The sequence below is a fragment of the Lentilactobacillus buchneri genome, from assembly GCF_018314255.1.
Classification (GTDB): domain Bacteria; phylum Bacillota; class Bacilli; order Lactobacillales; family Lactobacillaceae; genus Lentilactobacillus; species Lentilactobacillus buchneri.
Genome location: NZ_CP073066.1, coordinates 2,113,724 through 2,126,165 on the forward strand (window position 1 = coordinate 2,113,724; position 12,442 = coordinate 2,126,165).

The window sequence follows — 12,442 nt, forward strand, 5'->3', positions numbered from 1 at the left end:
ATTGAACAGTTTACTGATTAGAATATTTTTAATTTTAAGTATATTTTCGAGGCCATTCGTTGTATCCTAGTTGTAAATATTATTTACAATAGTGGATATTCATACAAGGAGTGACGACATGAAAAAACACGAGGGGTTATTTTCGCAAGTTCGCTGGTTGTTCATTGTGATCGCATTTGTCGGAATGGTGATCGGCCTGAATACACAATTGGTGCATGCAAAGGCCAGTTCGCTGGAAACGGATTTCCAACGAGCGGCTGCCAAGTACCAGGTGCCGGTAGATCTGCTTAAAGCGGTGGCTTATAATGAAAGTGCGTTTGATAGCCACAATGGTAAGCCCAGTGTGGCCGGCGGCTATGGTGTGATGCATTTGACTGATACCACTGGCTTAACGCCAAGCGGCTCAGATTCCAAAGCGGTTAAAGTGCCAAATACCGCTTCTCTGCATACGCTGCAAAAAGCTGCCAAATTGACCGGTCACAGTGTTGGTCAACTGAAGACCAATTCAGCTGCCAATATTGATGGTGGGGCGGCTTTATTAGCAGCCTATCAGAAATCCTTGGGCAAAGGGCTAACGTCAAATATTGGTAGTTGGTCTGCAGCCGTTAAGAAATACAGCCAGTCGGATTCTCAGGCAGCTGCTGATTTCTTCGCCGCCAACGTTTATAAAATTTTGGCAAAAGGCGTCAATCATAACGGCGTCAAAATCTCACCCCAGAAGGTGAATGCATTGAAAGATGAAGCAATCGATACCACCGGTGAATCGGGCCAAACCGATGGGCCTGCCGGCCTGCCAATTGAATGGATTCCCGCATTATACAAAACCTTTGATGATCAAGGCGACTACGGAAACTATGATCTGGCTGACCGGCCAAACGACGAAAAGATTAATTATATCGTGATTCACAACACCGAAACTAGTTTTCAAGAAGCACTGACACTCTTCTCGACACCGACGTATACCACGGCGAACTACGTTGTCAGTTCGGTCGAAGGGACAGTCGCTGAAATGGTTCGACCGCAAAATGTTGCTTGGCACGCCGGCAACTGGTACATTAATTCTCATTCAATTGGCATTGAGCACGAGGGTTATGCGGCAGTTGGCGGCTACTGGTACACCGAAAACATGTACAAGTCCTCAGCAGCCTTGGTTAAATATCTGGCTGATAAGTACCAGATTCCGCTGGATCGTCAGCACATTATCGGCCATGACAACGTGCCCGGTTTAACACCTGCAGCTCAAAAAGGGATGCACTGGGATCCTGGAACTTATTGGAACTGGAATCACTACTTTGAATTAATGGGCGTTGATTTATCAAAAAGTGACGGCAGCACGGATAGTCACATTATCACCATTACCCCTAATGACAAGACGAATTTGACGGCCGATTCGGGACAAAAAGTGACTGATGACGGGGTCAACCTTCCGCTAGCCGGATCAAATTTTGTCTACCTCTACGAGCAACCTAGCTTCAGTGCTGATTTGATCGCCGACAAAGACTTTTCTTCCGGTCAATCCGGCACCACTGAAAAGGATGACTGGGGCGATAAAGCCGTTTACGGCCAACAATTTAGTAAGATCGATCAGCAGGGGGATTGGACAGAAATTGATTATGGCGGTCAAGGTGCTTGGTTCTACAATCCGGGCGGTGCTAATTCAACTGATGCCACTGGGAAGCTCGTAACGGCTAAAGGATCAAAAGCCGTGCCGGTGTATGGCAGTGCCTATCCAAGCGACAGTATTTTGAAGAAGAATAAAGTTACCGGCATTAAGCCAACACCAATTTATCAACTGCAGCCAGGTCAAAAATACGTTTATGGCGGCACAGTCACCTCTGATTACTTCAATTCACACTTCAATTCAAACTCACCGAAGAACGTCATTCATGGCACCGATGATTATTATCAGATTCAATTTAATCACCGAATTGCATTCGTGAAGGCGTCAGATACCACTCTTTCAGACGATTGACAGATTAATCGATAGCAAGTGAATAACTTGGAAAGGCCGAAACAGCAACCAATGTTTCGGCCTTTTTTAATCGCTATTAATGTCATCAAATATCACATCGGCCAAAATTTGCTCATTTTCCCGCAAAATTCTGATAATGGTGTCACTAGGATGTGAGGTATTGGTATACCTGTAATTTGAGGAATTTTAACGAAGACTGTTGACTTTCTGAAAAATGGGTATATATTAATACCCGTAAGTAAATGTCACAAAACATTACATGAAATGAGGGAATAGAATGAGAATTGAGAGAGATTGCATCGGAGAAATGTTTGTACCTGATAACGTCCTTTATGGGATTCACTCACTGCGAGCGAAACACAACTTTCCAATCACCAACGAAAAAGTTGATCCAGCCATCATTCAAAGCTATCTGCAGATTAAGAAGGCCGCTGCTTTGGCTAACGAGCAGGCCGGCACCTTGGATAAAGAAAAAAGTGCTTTGATTATGGCTGCCTGCAACCAATTGCTATTCTCAAATGACTACAGTGCCTTTATCGTGCCAGCCATCCAGGGTGGTGCCGGAACGTCAACCAATATGAACGTGAACGAGGTCGTCGCCCAGCTTGCCATGCAATTAAGCGCCCAGGGTGGAAAAGAGCCCTTGGTAATCAAGCCCAACGATGATGTTAACCAGTCACAGTCGACCAATGATACCTATCCGACGGCAGGCAAGATGGCGATGTTAAAACGGTTGGCGCCATTGACGTCAGCTGTTTCCAGTTTGGTTGACGCCTTAACCGATAAAGCCGCAGAATATTCGTCAGCAATCAAAGTTGGTCGGACTCAGCTGCAGGATGCTGTGCCAACGACCTTTGGCAGGACCTTTACAGCTTATGCTTCAATGTTTAAACGCGATCTCTCAAGATTAAAGCACGCTCAAAAGGTTCTTTCTCAAGTCAACCTGGGCGGAACCGCGATTGGTACCGGAATTAACGCGACCGCTGAATACGAATCAGCCATTATTCCCATTCTCAACAAATATTCTCATCTTTCGTTGCATCAAGCCGCTGATTTGGTGGACGCCACTCAAAACAGTGATGCTTTCACCACGATTTCTTCGGCCATGAAGTCATTAGCTGCTGATTTATCCAAATTCAGCAATGACTTGCGACTACTTTCCAGTGGCCCTCAAGCCGGCCTGAACGAACTGGAGCTGCCAAAGAAGGCTGCAGGGTCCTCAATTATGCCCGGGAAAGTCAACCCAATCATCCCCGAAGTTGTTAACCAGGTGGCATTTGAAACCATCGGCAACGACGTCACGGTTACAATGGCTGCTGAGAGCGGGCAGTTGGAGTTGAATGCATTTGAACCAATCATGTTCAAGAGTATTTTGACTGGTGAGCAGCATTTGACCAAGGCAATTGAGACGCTGGTTGAAAACTGCGTCAGCGGCATCAAAGTCAATGCAGCATATTGCCGAAAGGAAGTCGAACACTCATCGATCGCGGCGACGGTGCTTTCACCGCTGCTGGGCTATGAAAAGACGACCGCGTTGATTAAGGAAGCATTAGCCACTCAACAATCCGTCAAAGCACTCGTCAAACAAAAGCAGCTGCTCCCGGATTCATTGGTCGATAGTCTCTTCACGCCAGAAGTTTTGACGAATGTTCGCAGAGTCAAGAAAGAAAAGTCTGCTGCCGGTTCAAATTTAAATTAACCACGTTTCACCGAAAGTCAGCCTGATGAGGGGGGGCTTTTTCTTTTTGACCAAAACAGAATCATCACCACGCTCTCCAATCGCGATATAATTGAGTTGGTTAGGTCAACAATTTGAAAAATTGGGGTGATTTGACAATGAAACAGAATAAATCAACGCTGATTGACGATGATGCCAAGGCTGATCCCACTGATTTGATGAACCAGTTTCAAACCAGTAATGGTGGTCTCTCGCAGGCAGAAGCCGAGAAGCGTTTAGGAAAATATGGACCAAATACGATTCGACAGGGCAAACGAAAGTCCGAAGTGTTAATCTTTTTGGAAAACTTTACCTCTTTGATGGCGATTCTTTTGTGGGTATCCGGTGTGATCGCCATGTTTGCCGGCATGCTGGAACTTGGAATTGCCATTTGGGCGGTTAACGTCATCAATGGTTGCTTTTCATATTGGCAGCAGCACGCCGCTCAAAAGGCAACCGACTCATTGAAGAAAATGCTGCCATCTTATGTTAAGGTCCGTCGGGATGGCAAGTCTCAGCAGATTAAAGTTGAACAGCTGGTGCCTGGCGATATTTTTGATATTCAAGCGGGGGATTCAATTCCTGCTGACGCCAGGGTGTTTAATGCTGCCAACCTCCAAGTTGACGAATCTTCTTTGACTGGTGAATCGGTACCGGTTGAAAAGCATGACGCTTACCAACACGGCGATGGCGAATTTGCTCAACAGAACATCGTCTTTGCTGGGACCATTTGTACCAGCGGCACTGCGACAGCTCTCTGCTTGGCAACCGGAATGGATACTGAGTTCGGCCGCATTGCCACGTTAACTGAGTCACAGAAAAAGACCGTCTATCCATTGGAACGGGAGCTCAATCATTTAACCCGGCAACTAACGATTATTGCGATTATGATTGGCGTTGCCTTTTTCCTGCTGGCAATTTTCTTCGTTAAATATCCGGTGACCAAGTCTTTCATTTTTGCATTAGGGATGATTGTCGCCTTTATCCCAGAAGGGCTTTTGCCGACGGTAACTTTATCGTTGGCGCAGGGCACCCAACGAATGGCGAAAAAACATGCACTGCTCAAAAACCTGAGTAGTGTCGAAACGTTGGGACAGACGACGGTTATCTGCTCCGATAAGACTGGCACGCTGACCCAAAATCAAATGACTATCAACCATCTGTGGCTGCCAAGTCAAGAATACGACGCCACTGGAACCGGGTACGTCACCAATGGGCAGATTCAGTTAAATGGCCACCAGGTTGATCTGGCAGGACAGCCTGACCTCGAGAAGCTGTTGATTAATGCAACCATCAATAATGATACCGAGGTTACTGAAGGTAAAGCCGGTGAAAAATCAAAAATTCTCGGAACTCCAACCGAGGCCGGCTTAGTGATCCTGTCACGCAAAGCAGGGATTGATGCCGCCGCCGAACGCCAAAAGTTTCCCAGATTAAAAGAATTACCGTTTGATTCTGGCCGTAAATTGATGTCGGTCATCACTAAAAATGCGGACGGTAAGTTGGTCATCAATACCAAAGGGGCGTTAGGCAGTGAATTAAACGTTTGTGACCGGATCTTAGATAATGGTCATATTCGACCTTTAACGGCTGATGATCAGGCTAAAATTATGCAGGTAAATGAAAATTACGCCAAACAAGGCTTAAGAACCCTGGCGTTTTCGTATCGGGTGGTGGATGAAAATGATCCACTAAGTCAGCAGTCACTTGAAAGCTGCACGATTGAAAGTGCTGAGAAGCAGATGGTCTTCATTGGGCTGGCAATGATGTCAGATCCGCCACGACCAGAGATCTTTGATGCTGTTCGCAATTGTCGACGGGCCAACATTCGGATCATCATGGTTACCGGTGATAGCCCGACGACTGCCAAAAGTATTGCCACTAAGATTGGCATTACTTCGGACAAGGTCAGAGTCATTTCCGGCGCCGAACTGGATAAGATGTCTGATGCCGAGCTGCAGGAAGCCGTCAAAGGGGAAGTCATTTTTGCCCGGGTTGCACCGGAACATAAATTTAGGATTGTTTCCATGTGCCAGAAAAATGGTGACGTGGTGGCTTCAACCGGCGATGGCGTCAATGACGCGCCAGCACTCAAACGTGCGGATATCGGCATTGCGATGGGAGTGACTGGAACCGACGTTGCAAAAGACGCTGCCGATATGATTTTGACCGATGATAACTTTGCCTCGATTGTCAGCGCGATCGAAGAAGGTCGGGCCGTTTACAGCAATTTGCAGAAGTTCCTTCTATATATACTCACTAGTAATGTTCCCGAAGCCGCTCCATCGGTCATCTTCTTGTTGACCCGTGGACTGGTGCCATTACCGTTGACGGTTATGCAAATTTTGACGGTTGATTTGGGAACTGATTTACTGCCGGCATTGGGACTGGGAACCGAGAAAGCCGAGCCAGGCATCATGGATCAGCCGCCCCGTCCATTGAACAGTCACTTGTTGAACCGATCAATTATCTGGAAAGCCTTTGGTTGGTACGGCTTGATTGCCTCGGCAATTTCGACGTTTGCCTACTTCTTTGTCAACCACGTCAATGGCTGGCCTCAAGTACCCTTGGCCGGATCTGGTTTGGTATACGCGGAAGCGACGACGATTACATTGGCAGCCATTGTCTTCTCCCAGATTGCAGCGGCGATGAACTGCCGAACGCAGATTTCATCAGTCTTTTCAATTGGATTATTTAGCAATCACCGCATTCTTTTGGGGATCGTCGTGGAAGTTGTCTTAGTCGCACTGTTGATGTATGTTCCATTTCTCCAGGGCGTCTTCAACACCGGACCGCTAAACGTCACAGAATGGGGCTTCTTATTCTGCATTCCGGTGCCGATCTTCCTGGTTGAAGAGCTGCGGAAATATGTGGTTCGCCAGATTAAAAAGCGACGGGCGAAGATTTCAGTCTGATAATAATGTTGCATTTACAACAAAAATAGTTTAGAATCAATTCTATCAAGAAAGGGCTGATTAAGTGGCAGAGATTTTACGACCCATCGGTGCGATTGCCAGAGCCTTGGATTCAATTGCCAACGTTGAATTTAAACGGTTTGATCTTACCAAGGGCCAGTATTTATATTTGGCCCGGATTTGTGAGCACCCCGGGATTTTTCAAGACCAATTGGCAGAAATGATCAAGGTCGACCGAACCACGGCTGCCCGAGCAATTGATAAGCTGGCGGCAAAGGACTTTGTGGTTAAACGGCCTGATTCGACCAACCAAAAGATTCGGCGCTTGTTTCCGACAGAAAAAGGACAGGCGACCTATCCGAATATTTTGCGGGAGAATCAGTATTCCAACCAGGTGGCGCTAAAGTCCATCACCGACGATGAGGCCGACCAACTGGAACGCCTTTTGCATAAAGTTAGTGCCAACATTGACGATGACTGGCATTATGTTAAAAAAGGCAATCTTAGAAAGTATTGAGGATGAACTTGTGACAATTGTGATTAGAAAATGTACTTTGGCAGATCTTTCAGAACTGCAGCAGATCAGCAGAGAGACTTTTGCTGACACGTTTGGTCCGGAAAATAGTCCTGCCAACGTGAATCAGTATTTGGATGAATCGTATAATCTTGACCGGCTCAAACAAGAACTCACCGATGCGGATTCCGATTTCTTTTTCGCCTTGGTGGATGGCCAAGTAGCCGGTTATTTGAAGGTCAACGTCGGCAATGCCCAGACAGAAGCGATGGGCAACCATGCCTTGGAAGTTCAACGCATCTATATTAAGCCAGCTTTCAAACGGCAGGGAATCGGATCGAAATTGATGGCTCAAGCATTGGCGGTGGCAAAAGATAAACACCGTTCGACTGTTTGGCTGGGCGTTTGGGAGCATAATCTTGTCGCTCAACAGTTATATCAAAAATTTGGTTTCAAACAAACTGGCGATCATGTCTTCACGCTGGGCGAGAGCCGCCAACGCGACCTCATTATGAGCCGAACAATTGAAGGAGAGAGCCAGCATTCATGAAAAAATTCATTTTAGATCCCAAAACCATCGAATTATTTCCAGACATCCATATTGACGTGATGACCTTACATGGCATCGATAATCACGTGAATGAAAAGGACGACCCGTATTTCCAGAAACTCCTGGATGAGGGCACCGAGGCGGCCGAACAATTTATCACCGTCGACCCATTCCGTGATAATCCGGTGGTTGCCGAGTGGCGGGAAGCATTCCGGAAGTTTAAAACCAAGAAGGGCGCCCGCTCAACGATTGAGGCCTTATTAAAACGGGTCAGTCACGGAAAACGATTTTCACCGATTGCACCGTTAGTCGATATTTATAACAGCCAATCACTGAAGTACGGAGTCTCCGTTGGTGGTGAAAACGTCGACGCCATTGCTGGGGACATGCACCTGGGAGAAGCCAAGGGTGGCGAATCCTTCCTGCCATACGGTGAGACCGAAGATATGCCGGCTTTACCCGGTGAGATTTGTTATATGGACGATAAAGGCGCAGTTTGTCGTTGCTTTAACTGGCGCGAAAATCAGCGGACTGAATTGACCGAGGACACCACCAATCCGATCATCGATATTGAATCGATTAATGAGGATCAGTCGGCCCGCTCAGATGTTGCCATCAGAGAAATTCAACGTCTCTGCAAAGAATATTTTGGAGTTGTTGGTCAGCTTCAACAATTGAATGCTGAAAATCCTGAGATTGTCATTGCTAAATAAATTCAAAAGGCGGTTATCACATTCCCTTGCTTGGGGATGTGACAACCGCCTTTAATTTTGGTTCCGAGCTTATTTGTGATACTTGTCGGCAATATTATACTTAATATCACCGCTATCAACTTTCAGCAAAACTTTCTTTTTATCATGCTTATCAATTACTTTGAACTTAGCGTAGGCCTGATTAGCGTAAACCTTGTGGAAAGCCTTCGAACGGTTACGCGAGCGATTAACCAAATAGTTCCACTTATCGGGCTTACCAGCCTTGAGTTCTTTGACTGCTTGGCTGTTCTGACTGACCTTGATGGTAACGCCCTTGTTCTTATCGGCTTCAACGGATGGTTTCTTGCCGTAGGGCGTCTTATCTTGGGCATTGAACAGATACTGGTTCAGTTCACGAGCCACCGTTTTATGACCCGGGCCATCCTGTAGGGTGAATAGACTGCCGACAAAATAAATGACGAGCGCGGCAGCAACCAGTGAGATAAACTTGCCAACCGGTTTTTGGTACCACTTCATAAATTGTTCAACATCTTTATTCTGAACTTCATCTTCTTCAAGCCATGGCTGCTTGGCGCCACAGTATGGACAAAAGTTTGAGTATGCCGGGATGGTTTTCCCACACATGACACAGGACTTAGTCTTTTCTTCAGACATTTCTCATGCTCCTCCAATATGTACCTTTGCGAATATACCAATTAATTATAGCAAAGATTTGCTTGGTGGGAACAGGTAAGTGCAAAATTATCGTTAATTAGGCAGGTGTTTATCGATAAATTCTTTCACCGGCAGCCGGAAATCGAGGTAATATTTCTCAAGATCCTCTCTAGACCAATTCCACCAGGCAATTTTTTCCATATCGGTTTTAATTTCGTCAGGGAAACGATCCTTAATTGGTTTGGCAGGGATGCCGCCGACGATGGTGTAGGGCTCCACGTCTTTGGTCACCACGGCACCTGAACCAATAACGGCACCATCACCAACTGTCACGCCAGCTTGGATGATCACGCCGTGGCCAATCCAGACATCGTTGCCGATGGTTGTCCGCAGGTGGGTTCTTTTTTCCAAGAATTCGGTGTCTGGATGATCGAAACCGTAAGCGCCGCCGTTATAGGCAAAGATGTGTTGGGCAGGCCGGTCGTAGGGATGATTGGTCGGTCCGATTCGAATCATCGCTGCCATACTGATGAACTTTTTCAAGTCACTGTTTTGAATAAAACAATATTGGCCGGTGTAGGTATAATCACCAATTGAACTATTATCGATTAAATTGCTGCTTCCTATTTCCACCCATTCCCCGAATGTAGTATTCTTGGTTTGAGTCATTTTTCCAATCGTTGGTTTATCTTTTGACAACTTTACAAAATCAATATGCATACGACCAACCTCTTTCTCAAAATAATTTCTAAAAACTATTATAATATGTTTTCACACTATTTAGTTAAAAGGAGCTTACAAATGTTTGAAGTAAAGACTATTGATCGGTTTGACCTGACCGATTTTGCTGGAGACGTCTTTCGTACCTCCAACACCGATACCCCGGATGCCATTTTAGTGCGGAGTTCCAAGGTTGATGATAGCTTGATATCCAAGCGATTGCTGCTGATCGCCCGTTCCGGGACTGGCACGAACACGATTAACGTCGATGCGGCAACCGCCAACGGGACTGCCGTTTTCAACACGCCGGGGGTTAACGCCAACGCCGTCAAAGAGCTCATTATTCAAAACCTTTTCAGATGTCTGCGTCCGCTGAATGGTGCCGTTCAAATGATGCAGCAGCTCAAAGTTGCCCCGGGTGAGGATTTGCAGGCCGCTGCCGAAGCCAAACGGGGCGATTTTATTGGCGAGGAACTTTATGGACGGACACTTGGGATCCTTGGCTTGGGAACGATCGGCCAGCGGTTGGCGGATGCCTGCTACCACATGGGGATGCAGATTATCGGCTATAACCGCAGCTTCAAGAATCTACGTCACGTCCAGCAATTGGATACCATTGATGAAGTGTTGGAGCAGGCCGATTTTGTGGTGATTTTACTCCCGCTGACCGATCAAACCAACCAGCTGTTGTCTACCAAGCAATTTGAAATGATGAAGGATAGCGCTTATCTGCTGAATTTTGGCCGCGGCGAGATTGTCGATAATCAGGCGGTGGTCTCGGCCTTGAATCATAACGAGTTTGCCGGTTACGTGTGTGACTTTCCGAAAACGGAACTCCAGGATCATCCAAAGATTACTCTGCTGCCACATTTAGGCGGCAATACGATTGAGGCGCTGACCCATTCTGCGAACTTGATTTTGCAGAACCTGCTGGACTTTTTGGAATATGGCACCGTCAGAAGCTCGGTCAACTTTCCCCGGGTTGATTTGCCGTTCATGAGTAATCAACGGCTGACGTTTTTCTTCCACGCCAGAGACACATTCTGGGTGGATGTTGCCGGTATTATGAGTCGCTATGACTTGCCGGTTCAAGAAATGATGGGAAACACCATGGACGGTTATGGCTATACGATTGTGAATACCGATTTGGCGGAAATCACGCAGCAACAAACACAGACTTTGTTAAATGAACTTAATCAGATTGACGGGATGATTCGGGTCAGGTTGTTGAACAACCCAACCCAGGGAGAATGGCAGTAAACTTTAGTAAGTGTTTCACAACCTTCGAATTTTTTTGAAATTATGAGACTGAAAGTGGGAGTACGGGTCTCGTGATTTGACGAGCTCGTTTCACAAATAAAAAGCAAAAGAAGTATTGAAATTAATTTTCAGCCGCCTATAATAAGCATTGTAAGCGGTTGTTAGTTGAAAAAAGCAAATGATTAATTCACATATTCGCACTCATTTAAGCGCTGGATAATCATTTGCTTTTCTGTTGTTTGCAATTGCTCACTAAATAACAAATATAGTATTTGGAGATGTGATTATGCGAATTAAAGCAGCTGTTGTTAACAAAAAAGGCGGAGACTTCGAAATGAAAGATGACGTCGAATTAGCAGATATGCAGGCTGACGATTTACAAGTTCATATGGTTGCCAGTGGGATCTGCCATTCAGACGAAGCTTTACGAAAAGGAACTGCCGAAATTGGTTACCCAATCGTTCTTGGCCACGAAGGATCAGGAATTGTTGAAAAAGTGGGCCCTGAAGTTAAAGACTTCAAGCCCGGTGATCACGTTGTTCTGTCATTTTATGGCTGTGGCAACTGTATCAACTGTTTAAAGGGAATTCCAACCCAATGCTTGAATTACGCAGCAAACAACTTGTCAGGTGTTCGTCCTGACGGTAGTGCCCACTTTACTGAAAATGGTCACCAAGTTGCCGACATGTTTGACCAATCCTCATTCACGACGACCACTGTTGTCCGTGAACGTAACGCGGTTAAAGTTGATAAGGACTTGGATTTGCGTCAATTAGGACCTCTTGGCTGTGGCTATGTCACAGGTAGCGGCACGGTCTTCAACACTTTGAAGCCGGAACCAGGTTCAACCATTGCTGTCTTTGGTACTGGAGCCGTTGGCCTGGCCGCAATGATGGCCGGCCGAATTTCCGGCTGCACCAAAGTCATTGCCGTTGATATCGTTCCTGACCGCTTGAAGTTAGCCAAGGAATTAGGTGCGACAGATACCATTAACAGTAAAGACACTGATCCGGTTAAAGCTATTCAAGATTTGACTGACGGCTATGGTGTTGACTATGCGGTTGATACCACTGGTGTTAAATCTGTCATGGAAGCATCAATCAAGGCCTTGGCACAAGGCGGCACCACTGCAACAATCGCCGTTACCGACCAACACGTTGATCTGGATACTTGGAACGATCTATGTGTCAGCGACCGGAAAGTCGTTGGTGTCAACATGGGTGACTCAATTCCTCAAGTCGATATCCCTCGTTTGATCAAGTTCTACAAGATGGGATTGTTTGACTTCGACAAGACTGAAAAGTTCTACAAGTTCGATGATATTAACCAAGCTAACGCTGATTCTGTCAGTGGTAAGACGATCAAGCCAGTACTGGTTATTGACGAAGACTACAAGCCTGGTAAGTAACACGTTTCCACAAACTCAC

10 protein-coding genes are annotated in these 12,442 nt (G+C 46.1%); 8 read left to right on the plus strand and 2 right to left on the minus strand.

What is annotated here, in order from left to right; genetic code table 11:
• The first annotated feature begins 118 nt into the window (after window positions 1–118).
• From KE627_RS10085 to KE627_RS10110, 6 genes are all read left to right on the plus strand, one after another.
• Window positions 119–1,972 (plus strand): N-acetylmuramoyl-L-alanine amidase, encoded by a 1,854-nt coding sequence (locus KE627_RS10085; protein ID WP_013727622.1) that lies wholly within the window; start codon window positions 119–121, stop codon window positions 1,970–1,972.
• Window positions 1,973–2,249: 277 nt separating this feature from the next.
• Entirely contained in the window at window positions 2,250–3,671 is a 1,422-nt protein-coding gene (locus tag KE627_RS10090) for an aspartate ammonia-lyase (protein ID WP_056939211.1), read from the plus strand.
• 137 nt (window positions 3,672–3,808) lie between these two features.
• Window positions 3,809–6,604 (plus strand): cation-translocating P-type ATPase, encoded by a 2,796-nt coding sequence (locus KE627_RS10095; protein WP_146971962.1) that lies wholly within the window; start codon window positions 3,809–3,811, stop codon window positions 6,602–6,604.
• Window positions 6,605–6,668: 64 nt separating this feature from the next.
• Entirely contained in the window at window positions 6,669–7,121 is a 453-nt protein-coding gene (locus KE627_RS10100) for a MarR family winged helix-turn-helix transcriptional regulator (RefSeq protein WP_013727625.1), read from the plus strand.
• Window positions 7,090–7,668, plus strand: a complete 579-nt coding sequence (locus tag KE627_RS10105; RefSeq protein WP_153106607.1) for a GNAT family N-acetyltransferase — start codon at window positions 7,090–7,092, stop codon at window positions 7,666–7,668. Before KE627_RS10100 ends, KE627_RS10105 begins: the two co-directional genes overlap by 32 nt.
• Window positions 7,665–8,381: a B3/B4 domain-containing protein gene (locus tag KE627_RS10110; RefSeq protein ID WP_013727627.1), complete on the plus strand. Its 717-nt coding sequence runs from the start codon at window positions 7,665–7,667 to the stop codon at window positions 8,379–8,381. Before KE627_RS10105 ends, KE627_RS10110 begins: the two co-directional genes overlap by 4 nt.
• Before the next feature lie 69 nt (window positions 8,382–8,450).
• On the opposite strand, the gene KE627_RS10115 is transcribed toward KE627_RS10110, so the two are convergent.
• Both KE627_RS10115 and KE627_RS10120 read right to left on the minus strand, forming a co-directional pair.
• Window positions 8,451–9,035, minus strand: coding sequence for a zinc ribbon domain-containing protein (locus tag KE627_RS10115; RefSeq protein WP_056939210.1), 585 nt, complete (start codon window positions 9,033–9,035; stop codon window positions 8,451–8,453).
• A gap of 93 nt (window positions 9,036–9,128) precedes the next feature.
• Window positions 9,129–9,755 (minus strand): DapH/DapD/GlmU-related protein, encoded by a 627-nt coding sequence (locus KE627_RS10120; protein ID WP_013727629.1) that lies wholly within the window; start codon window positions 9,753–9,755, stop codon window positions 9,129–9,131.
• Between the two features lie 81 nt (window positions 9,756–9,836).
• Here KE627_RS10120 and KE627_RS10125 point away from each other — a divergent pair, with 81 nt between their 5' ends.
• Window positions 9,837–11,015 (plus strand): NAD(P)-dependent oxidoreductase, encoded by a 1,179-nt coding sequence (locus KE627_RS10125; protein WP_013727630.1) that lies wholly within the window; start codon window positions 9,837–9,839, stop codon window positions 11,013–11,015.
• A gap of 286 nt (window positions 11,016–11,301) precedes the next feature.
• Window positions 11,302–12,423, plus strand: coding sequence for an NAD(P)-dependent alcohol dehydrogenase (locus KE627_RS10130; RefSeq protein WP_013727631.1), 1,122 nt, complete (start codon window positions 11,302–11,304; stop codon window positions 12,421–12,423).
• The last annotated feature ends 19 nt before the right edge of the window (window positions 12,424–12,442 follow it).

Coding starts and splice junctions, on each gene's coding strand:
- KE627_RS10085 (WP_013727622.1), top strand. CDS start 119: ATGAAAAAACACGAGGGGTTATTTTCGCAAGTTCGCTGGTTGTTCATT.
- KE627_RS10090 (WP_056939211.1), top strand. CDS start 2,250: ATGAGAATTGAGAGAGATTGCATCGGAGAAATGTTTGTACCTGATAAC.
- KE627_RS10095 (WP_146971962.1), top strand. CDS start 3,809: ATGAAACAGAATAAATCAACGCTGATTGACGATGATGCCAAGGCTGAT.
- KE627_RS10105 (WP_153106607.1), top strand. CDS start 7,090: ATGTTAAAAAAGGCAATCTTAGAAAGTATTGAGGATGAACTTGTGACA.
- KE627_RS10110 (WP_013727627.1), top strand. CDS start 7,665: ATGAAAAAATTCATTTTAGATCCCAAAACCATCGAATTATTTCCAGAC.
- KE627_RS10115 (WP_056939210.1), bottom strand. CDS start 9,035: ATGTCTGAAGAAAAGACTAAGTCCTGTGTCATGTGTGGGAAAACCATC.
- KE627_RS10120 (WP_013727629.1), bottom strand. CDS start 9,755: ATGCATATTGATTTTGTAAAGTTGTCAAAAGATAAACCAACGATTGGA.
- KE627_RS10125 (WP_013727630.1), top strand. CDS start 9,837: ATGTTTGAAGTAAAGACTATTGATCGGTTTGACCTGACCGATTTTGCT.
- KE627_RS10130 (WP_013727631.1), top strand. CDS start 11,302: ATGCGAATTAAAGCAGCTGTTGTTAACAAAAAAGGCGGAGACTTCGAA.